Annotated in this window: 16 protein-coding genes; 9 read left to right on the forward strand and 7 right to left on the reverse strand. The window is 54.2% G+C overall.

Going from position 1 to position 24196, the window contains the following annotated elements; translation table 11 throughout:
• Positions 1 to 827 precede the first annotated feature (827 nt).
• The gene (locus IEN85_RS15850; protein ID WP_191618080.1) at positions 828 to 5945 is read right to left on the reverse strand and encodes a fibronectin type III domain-containing protein; all 5118 of its coding nucleotides are present in this window, start codon (positions 5943 to 5945) and stop codon (positions 828 to 830) included.
• A 620-nt stretch (positions 5946 to 6565) separates the two neighbouring features.
• Positions 6566 to 7537, reverse strand: coding sequence for a transaldolase (gene tal, locus IEN85_RS15855; protein WP_191618081.1), 972 nt, complete (start codon positions 7535 to 7537; stop codon positions 6566 to 6568).
• 241 nt (positions 7538 to 7778) lie between these two features.
• Here tal and IEN85_RS15860 point away from each other — a divergent pair, with 241 nt between their 5' ends.
• From IEN85_RS15860 to IEN85_RS15890, 7 genes are all read left to right on the forward strand, one after another.
• On the forward strand, positions 7779 to 8501 hold the full coding sequence (locus IEN85_RS15860; RefSeq protein WP_191618082.1) for a sugar isomerase domain-containing protein: 723 nt from the start codon (positions 7779 to 7781) through the stop codon (positions 8499 to 8501).
• Between the two features lie 119 nt (positions 8502 to 8620).
• Positions 8621 to 8971 carry a type II toxin-antitoxin system RelE family toxin gene (locus IEN85_RS15865; RefSeq protein WP_191618083.1) on the forward strand — a complete coding sequence of 117 codons (351 nt, stop codon included), beginning with the start codon at positions 8621 to 8623 and terminating at the stop codon, positions 8969 to 8971.
• A 12-nt stretch (positions 8972 to 8983) separates the two neighbouring features.
• Positions 8984 to 9853: a CDP-diacylglycerol--serine O-phosphatidyltransferase gene (gene pssA, locus IEN85_RS15870; RefSeq protein ID WP_191618084.1), complete on the forward strand. Its 870-nt coding sequence runs from the start codon at positions 8984 to 8986 to the stop codon at positions 9851 to 9853.
• 259 nt (positions 9854 to 10112) lie between these two features.
• Positions 10113 to 11255, forward strand: a complete 1143-nt coding sequence (dnaN, locus tag IEN85_RS15875) for a DNA polymerase III subunit beta (RefSeq protein ID WP_191618085.1) — start codon at positions 10113 to 10115, stop codon at positions 11253 to 11255.
• Positions 11256 to 11438: 183 nt separating this feature from the next.
• Entirely contained in the window at positions 11439 to 12326 is an 888-nt protein-coding gene (locus IEN85_RS15880; RefSeq protein WP_191618086.1) for a hypothetical protein, read from the forward strand.
• A gap of 249 nt (positions 12327 to 12575) precedes the next feature.
• Positions 12576 to 12782 carry a type II toxin-antitoxin system RelB family antitoxin gene (relB, locus tag IEN85_RS15885; RefSeq protein WP_191618087.1) on the forward strand — a complete coding sequence of 69 codons (207 nt, stop codon included), beginning with the start codon at positions 12576 to 12578 and terminating at the stop codon, positions 12780 to 12782.
• Positions 12766 to 13032 carry a type II toxin-antitoxin system RelE family toxin gene (locus tag IEN85_RS15890; protein WP_191618088.1) on the forward strand — a complete coding sequence of 89 codons (267 nt, stop codon included), beginning with the start codon at positions 12766 to 12768 and terminating at the stop codon, positions 13030 to 13032. Before relB ends, IEN85_RS15890 begins: the two co-directional genes overlap by 17 nt.
• A gap of 126 nt (positions 13033 to 13158) precedes the next feature.
• On the opposite strand, the gene IEN85_RS15895 is transcribed toward IEN85_RS15890, so the two are convergent.
• The 3 genes from IEN85_RS15895 to IEN85_RS15905 form a co-directional block, all read right to left on the reverse strand.
• Complete coding sequence (locus tag IEN85_RS15895) at positions 13159 to 14139, reverse strand: hypothetical protein (RefSeq protein ID WP_224772668.1); 981 nt, start codon at positions 14137 to 14139, stop codon at positions 13159 to 13161.
• Between the two features lie 1076 nt (positions 14140 to 15215).
• Positions 15216 to 17660: a YbcC family protein gene (locus IEN85_RS15900; RefSeq protein WP_191618090.1), complete on the reverse strand. Its 2445-nt coding sequence runs from the start codon at positions 17658 to 17660 to the stop codon at positions 15216 to 15218.
• Between the two features lie 19 nt (positions 17661 to 17679).
• Complete coding sequence (locus IEN85_RS15905; protein ID WP_191618091.1) at positions 17680 to 19248, reverse strand: proton-conducting transporter transmembrane domain-containing protein; 1569 nt, start codon at positions 19246 to 19248, stop codon at positions 17680 to 17682.
• A gap of 75 nt (positions 19249 to 19323) precedes the next feature.
• Here IEN85_RS15905 and IEN85_RS15910 point away from each other — a divergent pair, with 75 nt between their 5' ends.
• Positions 19324 to 20217 (forward strand): LysR family transcriptional regulator, encoded by an 894-nt coding sequence (locus tag IEN85_RS15910; RefSeq protein WP_191618092.1) that lies wholly within the window; start codon positions 19324 to 19326, stop codon positions 20215 to 20217.
• 18 nt (positions 20218 to 20235) lie between these two features.
• Here the strand turns inward: IEN85_RS15910 and moaA are convergent, their stop codons facing one another.
• Together moaA and IEN85_RS15920 are read right to left on the reverse strand one after the other, a co-directional pair.
• Complete coding sequence (gene moaA, locus IEN85_RS15915; protein WP_191618093.1) at positions 20236 to 21249, reverse strand: GTP 3',8-cyclase MoaA; 1014 nt, start codon at positions 21247 to 21249, stop codon at positions 20236 to 20238.
• A gap of 60 nt (positions 21250 to 21309) precedes the next feature.
• Positions 21310 to 22551, reverse strand: a complete 1242-nt coding sequence (locus tag IEN85_RS15920; protein WP_191618094.1) for a CinA family nicotinamide mononucleotide deamidase-related protein — start codon at positions 22549 to 22551, stop codon at positions 21310 to 21312.
• Positions 22552 to 22703: 152 nt separating this feature from the next.
• Between IEN85_RS15920 and IEN85_RS15925 the strand changes: the two genes are divergently transcribed.
• The gene (locus tag IEN85_RS15925) at positions 22704 to 24182 is read left to right on the forward strand and encodes an excinuclease ABC subunit UvrC (protein WP_191618095.1); all 1479 of its coding nucleotides are present in this window, start codon (positions 22704 to 22706) and stop codon (positions 24180 to 24182) included.
• Positions 24183 to 24196 lie beyond the last annotated feature (14 nt).

A 24196-nucleotide genomic window follows, 5' to 3' on the forward strand; every position in this document is an offset into this window, starting at 1 on the left:
GAGCGAGTCTACGCTTGTATCTGCAGCACAAATACAGACGCAAAGTGATCTGCGTTCATTGTTTCGTCGGTACCTCCTCAAGTGTCGTCGCAAACTCCTCGGTAGTGGTTGAAAAGAACGCAGCAAAAATCTGATCACCGACCCCAGTCGTCTTGAGGACAAGCCGACCCACCGCGATTGGTTCACTCGTTTCAAGATCGTAGGGCTGCCGCTTGCGGCACGCCGCGTTGCAGGATCAACGCTGGGAGTTAGGTTCCGCGGTGGGTCGCAAGCGGCGGAGTATTCGAAAAGGTGGGACGGGCGCTCCGCGCGCGTCAAAATCGCCCGGCGGAGCGGCCGATCCACCACGGAGTTCCGAGTGAGCGCCGGGGAACCCGTGTCGTCTTGAGGACCTGCCGAACCACCGCGAAGTAAGATCTTCTGCAGATTGGGTCAGCAAACTTGCATCGGTACCAGTTGGCCTGGAGATCAACTCCTGCAATGCGGACCGGGTGGAACCGGTCCCTCCACTGTTGGGGCGGGCGCTCCGCGCGCGTCAAAATCGCCCGGCGGAGCGGCCGATCCACCACGAAGCTCCGAGCGAGCGCCGGGGAACCCGTGTCGTCTTGAGGACAAGCCGAACCACCGCAATCGGTTCACTGTTTCTCCCAGCCTTCCGACTGGGAGGATCCAATCCTAGAACTCAAAAAAAACGCGTCCCGGGACGGGACGCGTTTTCTGGTAGGATATAATCTAGGTTTGGAAACGTTCGCAGTTTTCCTTCCACAGGCTCATTCGAATCGGCGAATGCTTGGAGGAGGTTAAGCGAAATGCTTTGCCCTCGCTTGCTATTCGGTGTCAGGGCGAATCTTAATGAATTCTGCTTCGTTTTCTTCGTCGTTCTCAAACTCAATTGAAAATGGATGTTCGGTCCAGTCGACCAGATTAGTGCTACGGTAGAGGATCCAACCGAAACTCATCAGGTCGCCCTTCATTTGAATGGGTCCGCTAGTGAGCTTGAAGTAGAGGTTTGAGATGAATTCCTGCTGGTAAAGGCCGAATCCGCTAGGGTTTTGCCGCACGTCAAACTGCCCTTGCAAGCGAGACTGTTCGAGCTCAGTGGCACTGTAGAGCTGGTAGGTGTCTGGATCAGCCAGCACTTTTTCGACTCCCAACTGAACCGCTTCAGCGAGCTCATCGTCGGAGGTGGCAGCGTTTGAGAGCGTGGGCTCGGAGGCGCCAGCGCTATTGATTGCGCTGACGCGGTAGAGGGAGTCCTCATTGTAGGGAGATGGATCGTGATAGTAGGTCACGCCACTAACAGGCAGGCCCGTTTCTAGCCACGTTTCCCCACCGTTTACGCTGTGCTCGATGCGATAGGCGGTGGCGTGTTTTGAAGGTGTCCAAAATACGGATACGCCTCCGTCGGGAGCGGATTTCGCTGCCACGGTGAGGGGCGATAGCGGAACGGGAGGTTCGGACTGGGTGATAACGATATTGTCGAAAAGGAAGCGATTCGCGTAAACGGGCGATTCGGAGTGATAGAAGATCACCGACGTCTCGTCGTCGCTGGTCCCGAAAGGAATGGACACGGAATAGCGTACCCATTGGCCGGCCAGTTGCGGAGTGGCAATGATCCGAGCAATTTTTAGATTGGAATTCCCAACCCGTAGTTCGACCGACAGGAGGTTCGCGGCAAGATTTACAGAGGCGCCATCGAACTTCAGGTCGAAGCTAACGTTGCCGCCATCGGAGAGATCCAATGGGAGCGTGACGATACTCATGCGGGAGCTATTTAGGGCTAGATAAGTACCGATGCCGCTTTCTTGCGATGCAACCGTCGAACCGTAGACATGGGCGTATCTGGAGGGGTCTAGCCCATCGGTAAAATCATCTTGGAAGACGGCTTCTTGAGGAACGATTTTGACGATTACCGGGTCCGCGTAGGGGGAATCGCCAGCGGGGTTGCTCGCGGTGGCTGAGTAGACGTAGGTCTGGCCGGACTCGAGCTCGCTATCGATATACGTTTGGGAATCAGGATCGTCGATATCCAGCTCCGTCCAGTCTTCCTCACCGGCTAGTCGACGTAGGATGTGGTAACTGACGTCGGTAGATATGTTGGACCAGTTGAGCAGAACGGAGTCATCGCTATGGAGTCCGGCACTGAGGAAAGGTTTTTCAGGTGGATAGCGTTTCTCAGTGGTCACGATACTGGACAGCTTGGCGACCGAGGAGCCTTCCGGATTGATAGCGATGATGCGGTATTGGTAGCGAGTTTCGGCTTCTGCCGATGAATCCACAAAATAGCGTGGCGATGTGGCGAGGGTGGCGAGGACCGACCATTCATTGTCTCCATCGGGCTCCTTGCGTTCCAGTTGGTAGCTGGTCGCTCGTTGGGAGCCGTACCATTCGAGCGCGACGGTTCGGTAGTCGAGCGGGCTAGCGTTGAGCGATGAGGGTGGCGTGGGCTTGATCAAATCCTCGAAGAGGACGATCGGTTCGCTGAGCGCTTCCTGGCCATAAGAACCGACTGATTTGATTCGGAAGCGGTAGATTTGATTCGACTGAATGGTGACTGTGAATTCCGGGGCGGTGAGCTTGCCGTCGGTGTTGTAGTTATTCCAATAGTCATCCCCGTTGAGGGCGTATTGTATTTGGTAGAAGAGAACGTTCTCTGACGGTTCCCATTGGAGACGGTGGGTGTACGCCCCGGTTGAGGTGGCCTCGAGGTCGGTCGCGGCCGTGGGGGGGGCGGAACGTAGCGAGAGAGTATCGGAATACGTGGAGGGCGTATCGCCGTTGATGCCGCGAAGGCGATAGGAGTAGCTATAGTCCGATGAGATATCTTCGTCGTGGTAGGAAGTCGTGTTCATCTCGAGCTCCGCGATCGTATCCCATGGTCCCGAACCTGTACGACGCTCGAGGATGTAGCCCGTCTCGCCACCGACGTCGCTCCACTTCAAAACAGTCCTATACGAGTAGGAGTCCTGAATGAGGAAAGCAGGCGGGGCGGCAATTGTATCAGGAGCGGCGATCTCGAAATCCGCGTCGAGCACGGAAATCTCGGGACTTCCGTAATAGTCGCCTTGCACCAGCACGATACGACCGTCGGAGGTGGAGAGGAGGATGCGTCGGTCTTCCAGGATAGGGAGGGAGTCGGTTACTTCGAAAGTGGAAGCGTCTCGTTTCTGCAGCGATGATCCCGCGAGCGTAATGAGCTGATCCCCCAGCCAGAGGCCGTCTTCAAGATAGTCCTCGATGCTGTAGAGCTCTGCGTAGTTGCTTCTGGAATAGATATTGCCCGATTGGGACAGGAAGAGGGTGTGATCGTCGTTGCTGGCGACGAAGCGGTCGTTGTTTTCGATCGGGACGTAGCTAGATTCGAGAGTCCAGCCAGGGCCTACTTCGACTTCGTAGACACGGTAGGATTCGCTCCAGGAGTAAGTGCGTTGCTCCTCGTTCCAGACGACTAGTGCGTTGTAGTCGATCTCGCCGAGATAGGCGGAGCTCATAAGGTTTCCGAGAGGGTCGTAGATGAAGTGCTGACTTGAGTAGGTGACGAGTACGAAATCCTCTGTCGCAAGTTGGACGTCACCGTAGTTGTAGTTGTCGAATTTCACGAAAAGCACTGGTATTAAGGGGGAGCCGTTTAGGTTAACCTCCATGAGGTCTCCATCGTATCCTCTGAAGAAAAGAGAGTGGCGGGCTTCGCTGTAAGTGAGTCGGTTCGGTTCGGTAAGCGTCGCTATGGTTTCTAGCCACGTTTGCTTCTCCACGTCGTAGCGATAGATGCCTTTCCGATCGTCGATCGAGAGATAGAGGATGTTGTTTTTATCCAACACCGCCGATCTCGCGTATCGAGAAATTTGAGACGGATCTCCCGCCTCAATAGGGAGAGGTTCGCGACTGGTATCGACCGCTATCACATTCGAGTAGTTTGATTCGATCGAGTCGTTGATGGCCTTCACTCGGTAGTAATAGGTTTCGCCGACTGCGATGTCTACGTCGGCGAAGGAGCCCGCGTCGAAGTCCAAGGCAGCTATTTGCTCCCAAGGTCCATCGCTAGCCTCGCTTCGTTCGATCAGGTAGCTCTCGGCTCCTGCGCTTGCAGTCCACTCCACGCTGAGGGCCCCTGCATTCATTTGACCAAAAGAAAGCTTCGGGTCCGGGATGCTTTCGAGCGCGATGATGTTGTAGCTTGTATCTAAAACGATGATACGAGGTTTCCCGTTGCCAGCGAGCGTCACTAGGACGAGGTCGCCTTCAGGCGAGTTGGAAATCGCGTAAGCGCGGTTTTGGAAAGAGATGCTGCTTCCTTCCGCGTAAGTCGGAAGGCTCCAGGTTTTGATGGAGCCATTGTGCAGGGTGTAGAGTTGTCCTTCGATCCAGGTCGCTCCCACGACGGACTCTGGTAGGACGCCCGCGGCTTCCTTTTCCAAAGCGTCATAGAGAATCCCGCTGCTGGTGAGCACGAGCTGCTGATCGGGATGCGGAAACAGCGGGCCGGATACACTTATGTCGTTAAAGGACTTCGAACCGTAGGTCCCGGTGTTTCCGGATTCCTGCACCACGAAGTCGTGGAGGTAAGAGCTGTTTCCCCTGTTGGATACGACTCTCCCATTAGCCCAGACGGCGTCGAATGTGTCGTATCGGTGCTGGATATATCCGGTGACGTTGCCGTCCAGATCGTAGATCTTTATGCCACTCCATTCAATGTTGCTGATTGAAGTAAAGACGAAGGAACCTGCAGCTACGAGGGAGTTGATTTGGCTCTCGGTATCGACAATGAGACTCTCCTTGTAGGTCGGGTCAGTGGGATCGATCTTGAAGATCTTGCCGTTGGAATAGGCGATGTAGATCAATTCAGTGTCGGGGGCGTAGCGGATGGCGACGGGCAGTCCTTCCAATTCGATGGTCGAGTCCCAGCTTTGGGTAGCGATGTCCCACGAGAAAAGTGTGCTGAGATCGTGGTGGGACAGAAATAGCTTTCCGTTGGAAGTGGCAAACACCTCGTCCGGTTCAAAGGCTAGTTTCGATGGATCGATCGGTTCACTGGGATCGTCGATCGCTAAGTCGGCGAAAGGAATGCGCTGCAGCGTGAAGCCAGTACCTGACAGGACGTTCGGGTAAAAGATGAATGCGGTTTCACCGTGAAGGAAGAGGTTTCCGTTTGCAGCATCGAGAGTCAGTCGGCCAGTTTCTTGAAGGCCCTTCGAATAGGTGATCAGCTCGTCACCCGAAACGATCATCGGCAGTTCGCCCTCGATAAAGGCGATGCTGTCAACTGCGGCGATTTGTCCGATCGGCAGGAAAGATGAGCTGTCGTAAATCCAGCCGCTTTGTCCGAGAATGCGGCTCCTTTCGGGCCATCTAAGAAAATAGTCACCGGTGGTAGTGTTGTAGGCGGTATTTCCCTGTAAGCTGCCAACGAAGGTTCCGTTGTCGTCGTAGTTAATGGTGTAGCGCGAGTTGCTCGAACGGGCGTGGTAGAGTTGATTGAGAGAGGGTTCGACTACGGTGCTGGCTGCGAAAGCCTGGTAATTGGTAAAGGTATCCAAGCGTCCAAGTGTGTTCTGGTCATAGGAATCGAAGTAAGCATAGCTTCCACTGGAGTGGTTGACGAAGAGCAGGTCGCCGTCGGCGTGGAGTGAAATGATCGGATGAAGGAAGTTGCCGACATGCGTTTCATCGCTGCCATCGAGTTGGTAGCGATAGAGGATCTTGCCGTAGGCAACGAACAGGAAGTCGTCGACGACCACGAAGCAACTGGCGGATTCACCGATGGCGATGGGATCAAGCCAGCTTTGGCTAGTGAGATCGTAGCGGCTGATTTGGTCGTCAGCGCTTTGCAGAAAATAGACCGAGTCTGCGATCCGCTGGGAGTTTTGTGAATTGGGGCCTGCAGCTATCAGAAACGTGGGGCAAAGGAGTAACAGGAGAGAGCGGAAAAAAGATCTGGCTTTCATATTAAGGGAGATCCCTATTGCCGTCTCTAACACGAAGTTTTGTCAAGTGTATGTAAGAGTAATTGCGTATCCTTAAGGGGAAATCACTTAATTCCCAGGAAAATTGAAAACCGTTGTTTCGTGATGGATGTGGAAAACGGCATCCAAACTTAACGCGAAAGCCCTGATCAAAACCTCGTCTGTCCGTGTCCATCCGTGGTTAAAAAGAGACACAGCAAGGATCTGATCTTCAACCTGAGTCGTCTTGGGACAAGCCGACCCACCGCATTCGATTCACTCGTTTCCAGATCGTAGGGCTGCCGCTCGCGGCGGAGTATTCGAAAAGGTGGGACGGGCGCTCCGCTCGCGTCAAAATCGCCCGGCGGAGCGGCCGATCCACCACAGAGTTGACCCGAGAGCGGCGGAGTATTGGACACAACACGAATCGAGCTGTAGATCTGTGTGAATCCGTGTTCATCCGCGTTTAAAAAGAACGCAGCAAAAACCTGATCAACGAACCCGAGTCGTCTTGAGGACAAGCCGACCCACCGCAATAATTTCACTCTTTTCAGCTCAATAAAAAAACGCGCCCCGGGATGGGACGCGTTTGTTGCAAATATAAGAACTCGGGTCGGAAAAGCTTAGAGCTTTCCTTCGATCATCTGCTCGAGCTTGACGATGTCCTTGGCGAAGTTGCGGATACCTTCGGCAGTCTTTTCCACCGCCATGGCGTCTTCGTTGAACATCCAGCGGAAGGTGTTCTCGTCCATCTCGATCTTCTCGATATCCTTGGCCTTGGAAGCGGCTTCGCTGAGCTTTTCTTCGACTGGGTCGTTAGACTTGGCGAGCTCTTCAAGCAGGTTCGGAGAGATCGTCAGCAGGTCGCAACCGGCGAGCTCCAGGATTTCGCCCTTGTTGCGGAAGCTGGCGCCCATGACCTCGGTCTTGTATCCAAACTTCTTGTAGTAGTCGTAGATGGATTGAACGGAGAGTACGCCGGGATCTTCGGCGGGCTCGAAGCTGCGACCTTCCTTGGCCTTGTACCAATCCATGATACGGCCGACGAAGGGGGAGATGAGCGTGATGCCGCTTTCCGCGCAATGTACGGCTTGGGCCATGGAGAAAAGAAGTGTAAGGTTACAGTGGATACCTTCCTTCTCGAGCTCAGCGGCCGCGTTTATGCCTTCCCAAGTGGAGGCAATCTTGATGAGGATGCGGTCGCGGGAGATGCCCTTCTCTTCGTAGAGGTTGATGATGTCCTTGGCCTTGGCGATGGTGCCAGCAGTGTCGAAAGAGAGACGCGCGTCCACTTCGGTGGATACGCGGCCGGGAACGATATTCAAAATCTCGATACCGAAGAGCACGAGCAGCTCATCGATGATCGCTTCCACCAGGGCGTTGCCCGAAAGCCCGGAGTCCTTCTTGGCGGCGACAGCCTTGTCAACCAGCTCCGCGTACTCCGCCTTTTCCGCAGCCTTAAGAATGAGGGTCGGGTTCGTGGTCGCGTCGCGCGGCTCGAACTCCTTCATGGTTTGGAAGTCGCCAGTGTCGGCTACGACAACGGTGAACTTCTTTAGTTGCTCGAGTTGGTTTTGTGTCAGTACTTCAGACATAATGGTTTAAAAGCTAGGTGTTCTAGTTGACGGAGATTCGCTCACTTCAGCGTTCCCTTCGGGTACGCCTCGGATCGCATTAAGGGTTTCTTCCTCCAAACAGAACGTTGTCCGCCTGGAAGCGACTCATTGCACAGTCTCCTACACGTATTTGGAACAATTAATCGCTTTCAGGTCCACCGCAAATGCCCTTGTTTCTTTACTGTTTAGCAACATTGTCCGGCACAGACGAATTTCATTCATGCTCAAGGAGAACTATTTTAAGACCACGCAGGTCTTGCTCGAGCGAGTTTACCTGCAGAACCAAGCTGAGATCGAACGTCTCGCCCCCCTCGTCGCCCAGTCGATCGCGGACGGTGGGGTAATGCACACATTCGGCAGTGGCCACTCGGAGATCATCGGCCGCGAGATGGTGGGCCGGGCCGGTGGACTGGTTTGCGTGAGCGCCATCCTCGACATGACGGGCGGCTTCATCGAAAACCTGGAAGGCTACGGCCGGGAGCTAGCAGCTCGCTACGATCGCAACCATGGCCTGAAGGAAGGCGAGTTCATCATCGTCATCTCCAACTCCGGCAAGAACTGTTCCCCTATCGAGGTGGCCGAGTACGCCAAGGAGAAGGGGCTGAAGGTGATCGCCCTCACCTCCGTAGGCATGGCCCAAAAGGTAAAGACCACCCACTCCGGCGGCAAGATGCTGCACGAGATCGCGGACTACGTCTTCGACAATTGCGGCAGCTTTGGCGACGCCATCGTGGAGCTGCACGAAAAAGGCAAATTCGCGGGGCCAACTTCCACCATGGCAGGCGCCTTGCTGATCAATCTCCTGCAGATGGAAATCCTGGACCAGCTCCACAAACTCGGGGTGGAAGCTCCGCTCTTGCGCAGCCAAAACACCGACGGCGCCATGGAGGCCAATCGCGAGCTGGCCCGCAGCTACAAGGGACGACTGAGCAAGCCGCTTTGACAGCCAGCCGTTTCCGCACTAAACAATTACGTAAACCACCGCAGTGCTGCACGTTTGAGCATTGCGTTTCAGCTCCTATCTGCTGAATCCTTCAAGCAAACCATTCGGCAACCTACACCATGTTTCAGGTAACTTTCAGCGATCAAGCTCTCAAGGAATTGGAAAAGCTCCCCACCATGAAGCAGCTCGCCGTGATCGATCCGCTCAGCAACTTAACCGAGTACCAGCTCAACCACCCGGAAGAGCCGCTCGGTTCCTTCAAGCGCCAAGGCAAGACCACCTACCGGCTGCGCTCGGGTGAGCACCGCATCTACTTCCAACGGGAAGGCGGCGCCCTCAAGACCATTTGTATCCTGCACAAAAATACGCTTACCGACTTCATCTACCGGACCAAGCTTCCCATTTCCGAAGAGCAGCTTGCCGAGCAGCACTCCTCCTTCTGGAAGTACCTCGATACCCTCAAACACTAATCCCACACCCTTTTGGACGAAGAGCCTGAACTCGAACCCAAGGAAATCGTCAAACTCGACGCCTCCCAAGCCTCCAAGATCTACCTGCTCCCCAACCTATTCACCGCGGGTAACCTCTTCTTCGGCTTCCTTGCCATCAAGAATTGTATCCAAGCCCGCTACGGCATGATGTTCGGGGACGAGGCCAGCGACCCCAACGCCCTCTTCCGCCAAGCCGTGCTCTTCATCCTCGGCGGCATGCTTTGCGACTCGCTGGACGGACGCGTGGCTCGCCTCGGCGGGCGCGAGTCCCTCTTCGGCAAGGAGTTCGACTCCATCGCCGATATCGTGACCTTCGGCATGGCCCCCGCCCTGATGGTGCTCTTCCTCATACTCAATCCGGAGCAAAACGAGGAATTCTACACCAAGGCAGGCTTCTTCCTCGCCTTTATTTACCTGCTTTGCGCCGGAGTGCGGCTGGCCCGCTTCAACGTCATCACCCACCCTGCGGTCAAGTCCCGCAAGCTGGAGGAGGCGGACGGCGACTTCCTAGGCCTGCCCGTCCCGGCGGCCGCGGGCATGATCGCCACCATCGTCCTCGTCATGACCAAGCACGACGCCCTGCGCGTCTACGCGCTCGGTTTGCCGGTGCTCATGCTGCTCATCTCGGTGCTTATGATCAGTAACGTGCGCTACCCCTCCTTCAAGAAGATCGACTGGAACACGCAGATCAAGTTCACCTCCTTCGTGGCGGTACTGGTGATCATAGGCCTCATCTACTTCTCCCGGGAGTACGCTCTGGTAGTCATTTTCTTCAGCTACCTCTTCTTTGGTCTCGGGCGCCATTTGCTGCGCTTGAAGCGGGTTTCCGCCCGCAAATCAAAGGCCGCTAAACAGGTGTAAATCCTTTGCTAACAACTTGGGCAAAACCGACCAATAAGCTGGAGATATTCGTTTTTTTTTAACATGTCCTTTTCTGGAAACAAACTATCCCCCTAGGCTTGAACATTTTCAAACCCTCCTTACTCCTTAGTTTTCAGGCATTTATGTCGCTTATGGCCAATATTCACAGGCTATAAGAATACGAATGATTTATTTATTTAATTAACTAACTATCCATTGGAATTGTCAGAAACTCCAAAAACTAGCTAACTCCTCCCCAATGAAGTTCAAAATCCACCGTGACCATTTCAGCAACGGCCTCCAGCAAGTCCTCAACGTCGTTGGATCGAAGGCAACGATGCCCATCCTGAGCAATGTGCTCATCGAAGCTGAAGGTGACACGATTTCGCTCACGACTACCAACCTCGACCTCGGCATCTGCGCTCGCATCAAGGCGACCGTCGAAGAAGAAGGTGCGGTAACCCTGCCCGTTAAGCGTCTTGCCACTATCGTTAAAGAGTTGCCTAACAGCGATGTAAGCGTGAAGGCCTCGCCCAACAACCAGGTCAAGATCGCCTCCGGCGGATCCAACTTCAAGATCATGGGCATCAGCCGCGACGAGTTCCCAGCCCTGCCGGAATTTAGCGACGACCGCTCCTTCACCATCGAGCAGAGCACCCTTGCGGGCATGATCAAGAGCGTCTCCTACGCTCAGTCCAGCGACGAGACCCGTTACATGCTCAACGGCGTTTTCTTCAACTTCCTCGAGCCGGAAGAAGGCGCCTCGGGTCGCCTCAGCCTCGTGGCCACCGATGGCCGTCGCCTCGCCAAGACCGACCACGAAATGGAAGTGGGCGAAGGCATGTCCGGCAGCCTCATCCTGCCTGCTAAGACTGTTTCCGAGCTGGTTCGTCTCCTCGACAAGGGCGAGAACCTCAAGATCGCTTTCAACGACCGCCGCGTCGCTTTCCAGATCCACACCAAGGACGACTCCAACGGATTTGTAGGTGACATCCACCTCGTATCCAAGGTCGTGGAAGGCAATTACCCGAATTACCAACAGGTTATTCCCAAGGAAACCCACCAGCGCATCAAGGTCGAGCGCGAGCTCTTCCTGCAGTCGATCCACCGCGCTGCCCTCGTCACCACCGACAAGTCGAACCAGGTCAAGATCCAGATCTCCAACAACTTGATGGAGCTCTCCGCTTCCAGCCCCGACTTCGGCGAATCGCACGAGTCGCTGGCCATCGACTACAGCGGTCCCGACCTGCAAGTCGCCTTCAACCCGCAGTTCCTCATGGACCCGCTGAAGGCCCTCAGCAAGGACGAGCTCTTCTTCGAGCTGAAGGATGAAGTCAGCCCCGGCGTCTTCAAGACCTTGGAAAGCTTCCTCTGCGTGATCATGCCGGTCCGCTTGACCTAAGCACTCGCCAAACCAATTTAGCAAAAGGCCCGCCTCGTTGAAGGCGGGCCTTTTTTTGTGGGTAGGAGCGAGCTTGCTCGCGAATGCTCCGAGATGGTTCGCGAGCAAGCTCGCTCCTACCTAACCTTTTTTGGTTGTCCCCTCTGCCTTCCGGGATCTACTACCTGCCTCTCGTACGTTACCATGCCGGAACAAAGCCTATCCCTTTTTGCCGAGATCTTCGTTTTCAGCTGCGTTGGACTTTCGATCCTGTTCGGAGTGCTCAACACGCGTGTGACCTCGCTCAAGGTTTCCGTGCTCAACCGCTGGGCACGTTGGTTGGGAGTGGCGTTCGGGGCAGCTTACCTGGTCTATGACGCCGGCTGGCTGAATCGGCCTTTTTGGGTGATCGGAGCCATCTTTTTTCTAGGCTGGCTGCTGATCGAAACGGTTTATACCTGGCTGGCCATCAGCGCTCTGAGCAAAAGCAGCATCTCGCTCTTCCCGCGCTTTTCCGAAAATACCACTGGCGAGGAGTGGCCGGCCCAGAAGAAGCTGATCGAGATCAAGGATTGGCTCAAAAGCAAAGGCTTCACCCGTTCCAAGGCCTTGCTGGCGGACGTCGGCCATGGGCTCAACATTCGCTCCACTGTCTTTCAGAGCGAGGACCAGAAAACCCGCTTCCAAATACTCTTCGTGCCGCAGCACAACGGCGACATTGGATTCTGCTTCTCCTTCTCCTCGGAAACGCAGTCCGGCGACCGTTTCGTAACCGACAATCTCTACATGCCTTACGGCGGCTACTATCCCGATAACTGGGCGGTCGCGCGCAAGCCATGGACGCGTGATGCGGCCAAGCTCTACAAGCTGCACCTCAGTCGGATCGCCAAGCTGGAGTTGGCTGCATTCGAGTTCGATCCCTTGGACGACCTCAACCAGCAGCAAAGAGAGCTGGAGCAGATCAACTTGAAGCAAGGCTTCCTCTTCGCTCCGCAGTACCAAGAAGAGCACGGTCGCATCACTTGGGAAGGCCGCTACCGGGTCTGGAAAGAAGTCTGGTTGCTCAACTATTTCGGCATCTCAATGGTCTAAGCCCCGAGACGCCGATTTAAGTGCCGAATCGCCCGTTTCTCAGCGTCGAGTCTAGGTAGCCGACACGACTTTGGGCATAAAGAGCTCAAATAAGCGATCCCTCAGGAATGCTTCTGATCACCAAACAAATTTGCTCGTGAATCACACTTAGAATTTTGCCTCACGACGAGTCGTAGACTCGGAAGGTAATCAAGATTCCCCTCGATCTGTGAACTTGCTATACGCGTATTGCGTGCTATTCTCGAAGACATGCTAGCAATCAGACTTCAACCGGACATCGAGAAGCGACTCGAACGACTCGCCAAGAAGACTGGACGCACCAAGACCTTTTACGCTCGCGAGGCCATCCTTCAGCACCTCGAGGATATGGAGGACTATTACCTTGCCGCCGACGCCGCAAGGAACCCGGGCCGCGTGTTCACCAGCGAAGAAGCCAAGCGTGAGCTGGGACTATAGGATCACCGACTGGGCAATCAAACAGCTGCGCAAGCTAGGCCCCGAAGCCAGCCGTCGCGTAATCGCCTTTCTCGACGAACGCATTAAGGACAGTGCGGACCCTCGCCAGTTTGGCAAAGCTCTCCGAGGCGAACTCGGAGAGTTTTGGCGTTACAGGGTAGGCGACTACCGAGTCCTCTGCCGGATAGAGGACGGCGAGTTCGTCGTCTTGGTCGTCAAAGTCGGACACCGAAGCGACGTCTACGACTGATCTTCCTTTTTCGCTTCCCTAACAGGGTTGTGCCACTGCCTGAAGGCGCAGCTACCTTTTTGCGAAAAATTCCGGGCACTAACTTACAGTCTGACTCTCTCGGGATAAATATCAGATCATAGAATCTTACTCTCCTTGTGTCTCGGTAGTTTTTGCTTCTTTTTTCCCTAGCGTATTTCTCAAGTCAGTACCGACTCTAAAAATGTTTTCCCATCCACCAGCAGGTTTACAGAGCTCAACACGAGATTGGACTTCTTTCAGGAAAGGGTACTCCTTTTCTAACACGCTCCTATCGCGTGCCCAGTAGTCGTTCACGTAGAACTCAACTTCTTGTGGTTGTGGAACCCCAAGAAACCGTTCCTGCAATACATTTGCAAAGTATTCTCCTATATAGACAACTTCCCCAGCTTGCACGCTGAAGGTGGCGTCGGCTTCTACGATGCTGTATATATAGCTCCCATCGGTTAGAGTAACGTGGAATCCTGAGATATTGTAATCGCCAGGTGGTGCTAGCACAGCTGCGACCTTCCCCTGAGAATACTTGTCGAGTTTTTGATGATTCTGCCAAGGCCAACCTGAATTATCCAAGCTTCCGACCAGAAGTCGATCACTGCTTGTAAAATCTATTGTGAATGAGTCAACAGGAGCTTTTTTCAGTCCTAGGGTGAGTCCAGAAGCCACTCCCGCAAGCAGGGAGTTTGTCCTCTTATTAACAGTAATCATTGCGACAATTAACCCACTGCCCTCTAGATCTTGCGGTGAAAACGTTTTGTCGGGAACCTTTAGTTTTCGAACCGTCTCGTCGGAGATCTTCTTTTGGTGAGTGGCGGTACTCACAAGGGCATAGCCTTTTTTAGTGAATTCAGATGATGGGAGCTCGTCGCTTTTGTCTTTGATAGAAAAAGCTTCGACTTTCCAATCCGCCGCGTAGCGGAGTTTCGTCATGAAATTTATATCACCAATATATACTACTTGTTTCGGGGTGACTGTGAAATTTACGGGATCAGGAAAGTTGTATGAATATTGTAGCGTATAAAAATCCTGTGCAACGTAATCTCCGGCAGGCATCACAAAGTAGGTAAGTTCTCCTTTTCTTTTAGGAGCCACAGTATAAAACGTTAGTTTGTCCTTTTCCTTAAATCGAATTCGAAGCTTATTCCCGATTATATTTGGGTAGTTCGAATCGACGCGAAAGACGAGTATACCTTCGTTTTGATTTGTTGTCGGGAGTTTTATGTTGGGGAAAGCTAGCGCGGGAATCGCTAAGTATACAATCGATACAATAGATATTATAAATGGCCGAATAGTTGACATCGAAGCTTTAGTTGAGAGGAGGATTTGGATTAGACAGTTGAGAAAGCCCTACGCCTTCGGCGTTTCAAAATCAAGGCTGGGTTTATTGGAACTAGCTCATTGAGATTCGATCCACCTTATGTATGGGGTTCGGATGAAAAGGGACCAATATTCATTCCGGCACGAGGCCGCTTCGAAACGAGAATAGTTTACGCTAGGGAACAGAGCATCGCCTAAAGGAGAAAGGTTTAAGCATGGGTCGGATCTTGTTCTATCGTTCAAAGAGCCACAGAATCTGGAAGCCGAGTTTGCGCCTCAAGTAGACACAGATTGGGACAGCCCACTCGGCGGACTTAGTGTCGCCGTCGCAATGCCCCTTGCGTCTTGCCTAGGGCATCTAAGCAAAGTTCGAGCTCCTTTCTTCAAAGCAAACGTAGACTCTACGTCAACCTCCCCTTCGACCATCAACCGAGCAGCTTCTCGAAACGTCGCTGATGCGGGCTCTCATTAAATTTCAATTGGTACTCGTTTTCAACGATGACACTCTTGAAGCGACCTTGGAAGAGATGTCCGTGCTCTCTGTGAAGCCGGTTATGCTGCATTGCGAATGTCGATTGTAGCCACCGCACGCCTACGCTCAAATTTGCCTCCGGAGTTTCCAAAGTAAAAAGTGATAGTGGTCGCAAGGCTTCCTCTTCGCTCCGCAGTACCAAGAAGAGCACGGTCGCATCACTTGGGAAGGCCGCTACCGGGTCTGGAAAGAAGTCGGGTTGCTCAACTATTTCGGCATCTCAATGGCATAGAGAGCGAAGCTGGCGCCGCTCGGATCCCTCGCTAGATCCGCTACTTTTTCGGTAGCGGAAATTGCCGGAATTACGAGCTGTTTGACTCTAAACTTGAGCCTCCTCTTCAATCTCTCGCTGCGAGTCGGTCCATGTTCCGTTCGCTTGGAGCTTGAGCCACTGGGATCCGTCCTCGCCAAGAGATATCATGTGTATCCACCCATTGGTTACTAGGTCCTTTAAGTGGGGTTGCTGTTCGAGGATCTTGTCGAGGGTCGCCGGATTTGCTGCGATACAGGCGTGCAAGCGGCAGGGCGTATGCACGAGGTGAGTACCGTCTGAGACCGACTGCAGCGGCAAGCCGGGACGTAGGTCGTATTCATTGCCGAGGGCTACCCCGATTCCGCCAACTACATTGTGGATCGCCTTATGACCGCTGCCGTAAACATTGTTGTCGGTGGAGGAAGCGTAGTACTGCAGGTTGATCCAGCTACCCACTACGAGCGGGCCGCCGAGGATACCGTTAAGGAGCGCTCCCTCAGGGTCGGCTTGCGGATCGTATTCGTGGAGAAACGCTTTTCCGGAGAGGTTGCTTTGCTGTGTCCATGAGCGAGGTGCCACGATGAAGGCTGCGTTTCCAGCGAGCCCCCACTCCGGCCGCACTTGCGACCAGTCGCGACTCTTTGCCCTGATTTTGCTCAACGACGGTTTTTTCACGCTCGTATCCAAGTCTGCGACACGCTGCAGCAGGCAAATGTCACCGGCTTGGGCTAAGGCCTTCTCCAAGTCCAAGGTTGGTTTCGTTTCCGCATCGAAAAGAGTTACCTCATCCGTAGTGGTATTGTGGAGACCGGCGATGAAGGTAGTATCCTCTGGGATGTTGATTCCCCGTGCTTCAAGTCCCTGACGGACGCTGTTTTGATTTAGGAGGTTCGCTGCGAGACGCGCGTTTACGTCGCCGGCATGGCCGCCACAAGCTCCACAGTCGAGGCTGGAAGCGTAGGGATTGTTAGCGCACTCACCTCCGTGGCCGCAGATCAGTACTCTCTTTGCGAAGTTTTGAGTCAGGTTGATGCCACGCAAAATGCTTTCGGCCAGATTGACCCGATCGGCCGGCTGCATCGCTTGGGCGAAATGGGGAAGTGCCGTTGCTGGCTTCCTTTGCGAAACTGCCATGCCAAACGCGTCCTTGATTATCTTGTACGCGTAGCTCAAGCCGAACGTCTCCACAAAAGTGAAGCAGGACGATGCTGATTCGCGGAACCCTTTCCAGGCGCGCTTTCGATCGATGGCGGCGGTTTGCTCGAATTCCAGACGTTGCCATTTTTCCCCGGTTAGGTCGCTTAGGGAGCGAGCCGTTTTTACGGGGGGTGCCAGAAGAGCGGGACAGAGCGCTTGAGCGCTGGGTTTGCCAGGGATGTGATGCTCGGCAGGAATTCCGAAGAATCCAGCGAAGCCTATGGTTTGAGCCTTGGGCATCACCGACTCGAGGGCTCTGCGAAAACGCTCGGAACGTACGTCGATGCAGAATACAGCCTGCAGTGTAGGCCTGTCGTTGCTGTCCGGGATCGCCGGCTGAATCGCTTGTTGGAACGACTTTTCGATAGAACGTTCGAGGCTCTCCTGCCAGAGGAGGCGGAGAGCAAGATCGAACGGGATGCTGGTCTCGCCAGTATCGCTTAGGTCCTCTTGCAAGCTGCGTTGCCAGCCGAGCATTCTGTCGTGATCGGATTTCAGGTTATGGTGCAGGATAACCTCGTAGCTGAGGAGCACCGCGAGCAATTGCAGCCCGTAGTCGCTATCGTTGCCGCGCAGCTCGTTTTCCCGATCAAGGTATCTTAGGTAGCCACCCCAGCCCGTCAGTTTCAGCAGGGTACGCTCCAAGATGTCGGCGACGCGCTCTTGGGGGATCTGCAAGACATCCATGGCATAAGCGATGGCTTGCAGGGGTTCGTGCGGTATCTTCGCTAGGACTTTCCGCGTATCATAAATTTCGCTACAATCGAGGGACTTGTCGATTTTGACGGACTTTCTCCATGCTTCGAAGAAGCTGAGATGACACCAAGGAGATCGCCAAGACGATTGACCTTTGTCGAAATGGGCAGCGCACCACTTAGCAGCTTCTTGCTTCAACAAGTGGTTCCATTGGCTTCCCTCCCGCTTGTCGACATATGAAGAGAAGGTCTCCAGTTGATACGGAACCTCTTCTTCGAGAAAAGGTTCAATGCTCTCTTGCAGGAACGTTTCGAGCTTCAGTTCGACTTCCTTGTTCGCGAAGGCACGGCGAATCTCATCGCTTGCGTGAGCGATGGCTTCTACGATCTTGGAAGTTTCGATCTTGTTTTCTCTGTATTGCTCTAGGAACCAGCTGATCTTTGGGAGCGGATAGTCACCGTGTACTTGCTTCAGGTGTTCGGAAGTCTCGCTGAAGGGACGATCCGCGTATCCGACAAATGGATTCACTGCGACGAAGTGCTTCAGTGGCCACAAGGGAGCGATAGCTCGGCAAGCTTGGTCGATTTGGGAAGAAAGTTTATCTATTGTATTCATCATGATGTTACGTCGAGGAGGCTTAGGCGCGTTTTGGCTGAAGCTTTACGAGCTTAAGGATTCGGTTGGCCAATATGTTGATGTAGAAACCGTTGAGTGCGTGTACGTAGAGGGCGTCTCGGAGGCGGAGCGGGATGAGAATGCGACTGCCGATCTGCAGTTGCAGCGTAGTAGCGAGAGCGAGGAACATGATTCCAGCCACGGTGAGCTCGAATCCCTTGCTCGTTAGCGGGGCAGGCGTTAGCGACGGCTCCATCCACCAGGCTGCTAGCGATGCGAGAACGAGGTATACGGTAGCGACCGAAAAGGCTACCGCAGTTACGCGAAGGATGCATGCGGGACTCACGTCGCGACGGAGTTGACGTAGGAGCAGCTGGGTGGTTGCCATGGCGACCACAACTCCGAGAGCGATCATTCCGGGCTTTTGGCTCGGGTTGATTCCAAACGCCCAGGCTAGTCCGAAGACGATGATGAAGGAGATGGCGACAGCAGCGAAGAGCGGAAGGTGTACCTCGCGCTTCGCTTTAGAGTCGGTCGACAAGGTATCAATAGTGTGAACGGTCGATCCGGAAGAGAGAAAGGAGTGCGCTTTATAGAGAGAGTGGGCGAGAATGTGCAGCAAGGCTAAGTGAAAGGCTCCAAGTCCGCATTGCATGAGCATGAAGCCCATTTGGGCGATTGTCGAATAAGCCAGTCCGCGTTTCACGCTGGTTTGCGAGAGCATCACAAAGGAGGCGAAGACTGCGGTGAGGGCTCCTACGACAGCGACCGCGTAGAGCGGGCCGGGAGCCGCCACGAAAACGGGAGCGAAACGGATCAGCAGCACGCCGCCTGCGTTGATGATGCCCGCGTGCATGAGTGCGGAGACGGGAGTGGGAGTTCCCATGGTGTCGGGAAGCCAGGTGTGGAATGGGAATTGGGCTGATTTCAAGACGGCTGCCAAAGCGATGAGCGAACCGATCCACAGCAGCCGCTCGGACTCTGCCGACATTTGGGCGAAGATAGCGCTGAAATTTTGACTGCCGATGGTTTGGTAGAGGCCTACGAAGGCGGCGATCACTGCGATGTCGGCGATGCGGCTCAAGAGGAATTTCTTGCGGGCCGAGAACAAAGTACCGGGCCGGTTGGGAAAATAGACCAGCAGGCGATGCAAGCTAAGGCTGGTGCCGATCCATGCGGCGGCGAACTGGATCAGCCCGGGAGCCAAGATCAGGGCCAGTACGCAACCAAGCGTGGCACAGATCCACTTCACGAACTCTCCTTTGCGAGGATCACCTGCCATGTAGTTGCGCGAAAAGCGAAGGATGATGGCTGCCAGGAAACACACCAGAACTAGCAAAGGGGTGGAAAGCGCGTCGAAGCGAATCCCAAGGAAACTTTCGAAGCCCAGTCCCCAAGTTGAGGGAGCCCGGCCGTTTGCCATCCAGAGCGCCACGCTGGCGCCGGCTGCGAGCAGCGTTCCCCAGGCGATTCGCTCCGCCCAGACAGCGGAACGGGCTCCGCGTCTGTTCAGCGAACGAGACGGAAAAAAGAGCCAGACAAGGTAGGCGAGAGGGATTGAGAGCAAGGTGAATGCGATGAGCGTGTTCATTCCCTCTAGTCTATCATAAGCACTTGCATTGATCCAATATAAGTATATTTAAAAATCGTTCTATATTTTATATCGATGAGTCAGCTCAACTATCACCACTTGCGCTACTTTTTGGCGATCGCCCGCGAAGGGAATCTCACGCGAGCGGCCCGGCGGCTTAAGGTTTCGCAGTCGGCATTGAGTATTCAGCTGAAGAAACTGGAGGAGAGTTTGGATTGCTCCTTGTTCGAGCGAGAACACAAGTCGCTAATGCTGACCGAAGAGGGACGCATGGTGATGAGCTATGCGGACTCGATCTTTCGATCTGGGGAGGAAATGCTGGCCACCCTACGCAATCGAGGCGGTCGGTTTCGCAAAGTGTTACGGGTGGGGGCTGTGGCGACGCTCTCCAAGAACTTCCAGATAGGATTTCTTAAGGAAGCGCTTGATGACCAAGAGCTTGAAGTTGTGATCTACTCGGCGAGCATTCGAGAGTTAATCAGTCAACTGAAAGCCCACACTATCGACTTGGTGCTTTCCAATAGTTCGGTTCCCAGAGAAATCGAACCGACCACCCGCAGCATCCTGCTGGCGGAACAGAGTGTTAGCTTGGTGGCGGGAGGAGAGTTGGCTCTGCCGGCGAAATTCAAGTTTCCTGATGATCTGGAGAACGTCCCGGTGGTGCTGCCCAGCTTGGAAAGCGGTATTCGCTCAAGTTTCGACTTGTTGATGGAACGGGCCGGCATGTCTCCCTTGATCGCTGCCGAAGCGAACGACATGGCGATGTTGCGTTTGATGGCCAAGGAAGCCAAAGCGGTCTCGCTGGTACCTCCCATCGTCGTGCAAGACGAGCTGCAGTCGGGTGAGTTGATCGAAATCTGCAAGATCCCTTCAGTACGCGAACGGTTTTACGCGATCACAACCAAGAGACGTTTTCCTAACCCTTACCTCGCTCGTCTGTTGGGGAACAACGAGGATGTCGACGGGTGATATTAAAAGGACGGCTGTTCAGCCTCCGATGTAGGACATCTCGACTTTCTTGTTGCTCTTGAGGGGACGGCCTTTGCTGCGGTCTTCCGAATATTGGTCTTCGCGGATGCTCCAGAGTTTGGATACAAGCTGTGTAAAGTCTGCTTGGCTGATGCCGGAACGGATGTGCTGCTTCAAGTCGGTGCCAGCGGTGGCGAAGAGGCAGGTGTAGAGCTTGCCCTCTGCGGAAAGCCGTGCTCGGTTGCAGTCGCCGCAAAATGGATTTGTAATGGAATTGATGATACCGAATTCGCTGCCAGTGTCCTTGAAGCGATAGCGTGAGGCGACCTCCCCTCGGTAGCTAGGCTCAAGCGCTTCGAATTCGTAGTGTCTTCCGATGGTTTCCAATATCTGTTTAGCCGGCACCACTTGGTCCATCTTCCAGGCGTTGGTCTCCCCTACGTCCATGAACTCGATGAAGCGCAGCGTGATCTTTCGTTCACGGAAGTAGCTCGCCATGGGAAGGATGTCTTGCTCGTTAACGCCGAGCTTGGCCACCATGTTTACCTTGATGGGAAGCCCCGCTGCTTCCGCGGCGTCGATGCCGCGAATCACCGCTTCCGGAGAAGAGCGACCCCCGCTCATGAGGGCGAAGCGTTCCTTGTCCAGGCTGTCGAGACTGATGTTGATGCGCTTTAATCCAGCCTCCTTCAGCTTTGTTGCGTACCGAGGCAGCAGGGACGCGTTGGTGGTGAGCGAGATATCCTCGATTCCGGTTTCCGCCATCAAGCTTGAAATCAATTCGCTCAAGTCGGGCCGCAGCAAAGGCTCACCACCGGTGAGGCGAAGCTTCTTTACTCCTAGGGCTGCGAAGCTTCTGGCTGCAAAAACGATTTCCTCGTTGGAGAGCACGAGCTCTTTGGGGAGGAAGGCGTAGTCGGGACCGAAGATCTCTTTCGGCATGCAGTAGGAACAACGAAAGTTGCACTGATCAGTGACCGAGATTCTCAGGTCCCGCAGTGGGCGATCCAATTTGTCCGTGGTACGATTCATGCCTCAGAGCAGTAAGGGTGCTGAAGATGGAAAGGTAAAGAGCGCTTTCCGGTGGGGCTGCTAGATCAGCTCTCGGCGCAGGAGGTCCATAGCAGCATTGAAGGCGCGGCGCTTTTGGGCGATGCGCGGACCTCGAAAACTGAACCTGCGGGCGAATGCTCCAGATGGACTATGCAAACCGATATAGACGGTTCCTACTGGATCCTTTTCGGTTCCGCCCCCGGGACCAATGTAGCCAGTGGCGCTGATGGCGTAGTCAGCCTCCAGTCGCTCCGCGACGCCGGTAGCCATGGCGACTGCTACTTCCTCGCTTACGGCAGTATGCTGTTGTATCAGTTCAAAGGGTACGCTGATTAGATCTTCTTTCGCTCCGGTGCTGTAGGTAGCTAGGCCGCCGACAAAATACTCGGAAGAACCAGAAATGTTTGTGATCTCGTTGGCGATATACCCTCCGGTGCAGCTTTCGACGGTAGCAAGCTTCAGTTTCTTGCGTCTTAGTATTTTGGATACGATGTCTAGGAGGGTGTCGTTTCCAATCGTGAGGAAGCTCTCGCCGAGTAGTTTCTTGCACTCTTCCGCAAGTTCAGCGAGTCGATCGAAGGGATTGACCTGATCTGGGAAACTCATGCGGAAGTCCACCATGCCTGGGTGGGCGCAGTAGGCGAGTTCGAGTCCTGACTCGCGTTCGGCGATAGGTTGCAGCAGCGTTTCTAGATTCGATTCTCCGATTCCTGTAGTGCGGATTTGGATATAGTTCTCACTGTCCTGTACGAGCCCCTTGTCCTGCAGGCGTGGAAGTACCTGGTCCTTGAACATGGGTTGCAATTCGTGGGGCGGGCCTGGGAGCATGACCAAGATCTTTCCAAACTTCTCGAGCCAGAGTCCTGGAGCGGTCCCGTTTGGATTGTGCAGCACCTCGGCGTTTTCGAAATGGTAGGCTTGCTTGCGGTTGTTGGGATTGAGTTCGAGTCCGAGGGCTTCGAAGCGAGCTTCTATCGCCTGCATGACCGTAGGGTCGTACACCAGCTTTTCTCCGAGGCACTCCCCTATCACCTCCTTCGTTCGATCGTCGACCGTGGGGCCAAGCCCACCGGTGGTTATGAGCACGTCTGCCTTCTTCCAATAATCCTCGAAGTAGGATTCGATATCCTCAGGCGCGTCGGAGATAGTGACGTTCGCGTGCATGGGCGTCCCTACCTGCCGCAGCTGGTCGCCGATATAGGTGAGGTGTCCGTTGGGGGTCAGTCCGAGGAGGAGTTCCTCTCCGAGGGTGAGGAGGATGATCTTTGGTTTTCCAGGCATTTGAGCGTGAACGAATAAGTGGGGAATCGGATTGGCTGCTTGGTCGAAAGTCTTGCGACTTTCGCTACTTTTCAAAGTCTAGCGTACCGAGGTGCTTGCTCCGACAGCGAAGCGATTACAATTCGCCAGCGTTTCTATTCGATCAATCAAAAATGCCTGAATCCATTTCCAGTGACTTGAAAGAGAAGGTGCGTCGTCTCCCGGACAAACCGGGCGTCTACCTCATGAAAGACCGGCTCGGTTCAGTGATCTACGTGGGAAAGGCCAAGAACTTGAAGAAACGGGTGTCTTCCTACTTTCAAGCGTCCAAGCGGTTTACGCACCAACCTAAGATTCGAGCCTTGGTGCAGATGATTCGCGACTTCGAGTACATCGAGGTGAAGTCCGAACCGGAAGCCCTGCTATTGGAAGGGAAGCTCATCAAAAAGTGGAAGCCGAAGTACAATACGGACTTTGTGGACGACAAGCGCTTCCTCTTGGTAAGGGTGGACGTCACGCGTGAACTTCCCCGTTTCGCCTTGGCTCGCTTCAAAAAGGAAGATGGAGCTCGCTACTTTGGTCCCTTCGCGCACGCCAACCATATTCGCAAGACCCTGACGGAAATGCGCCGCCGCTTTGGCATTTTACTGGGCGATGCCTCGCCTAAGAAGGAAGACGAGAATCGGTTTCGTTTGTACGACGACGTTCGCTCGGAAATCTACGGTCATGAGAATTTGGTGACGCTAGAGGAATACCAAGAACGGGTGGAGCAGGCTTGCGAGTTCCTGCAAGGTAAGTCGAAGGAGTGGCTGGACGAGCTGAAACAGGAGATGGTGAAGGAAGCCGCGGAGCGAAACTACGAGAAAGCGGCCGCCTTGAGGGATATCGTTTTTGCCTTGGAAGCTTCTTTGAAGAAAACGCGGAAATTCGAGCGAGATCTTCCGGTAAGGGAGAGTGCCGACGAGACCTTGGAGTCGCTGCAGAAAGAGCTGTCCATGAGGAATCCGCCCAACGTCATCGAATGCTTCGATATCTCCCACATCTCGGGGACTTTTGTAGTTGCTTCGATGGTACAATTCGTTGGCGGGAAGCCGAACAAAGCGGGTTATCGACGCTTCAAGATAAAGAGCTTCGAAGGAAACGACGATTTTCGCTCCATGGAAGAAGTGGTAGGCCGGCGCTACCGAAGGCTGCACAAGGAAGGCAAACCTTTCCCCGACCTGATCGTCATCGACGGTGGCATGGGCCAAGTAGGAGCCGCCATCAAATCGTTCCTATTACAGGACTTGGATCCTCCTGAATTGATCGGCTTGGCGAAGAAGCACGAGACGATCATCTTTCCTGACGAACGCCCTCCCCTTCGCCTTCCGCTGAAGCACTCAGGGCTTCAGCTACTGCAACGTTGCCGCGACGAGGCTCACCGCTTCGCCAATACCTTCAACGCCGACCTTCGCAGCAAACGTATCCGTGAAAGCATACTAGATGACTTCACTGGATTAGGTCCGAAAAAGAAGAATGCCTTGTTGGACGAGTTTGGAAGTATCGAACGACTCAAGTCTGCTTCCCTAACCGAGCTACGATCGGTAGATGGGATCGGCCTAGAAACAGCGACTCGCTTGAAGGCGTTCCTGGAGGAGCATTATAGAGGTTGAGCTCGTGTACTAAT

The organism is Pelagicoccus enzymogenes (assembly GCF_014803405.1).
GTDB lineage: Bacteria > Verrucomicrobiota > Verrucomicrobiia > Opitutales > Opitutaceae > Pelagicoccus > Pelagicoccus enzymogenes.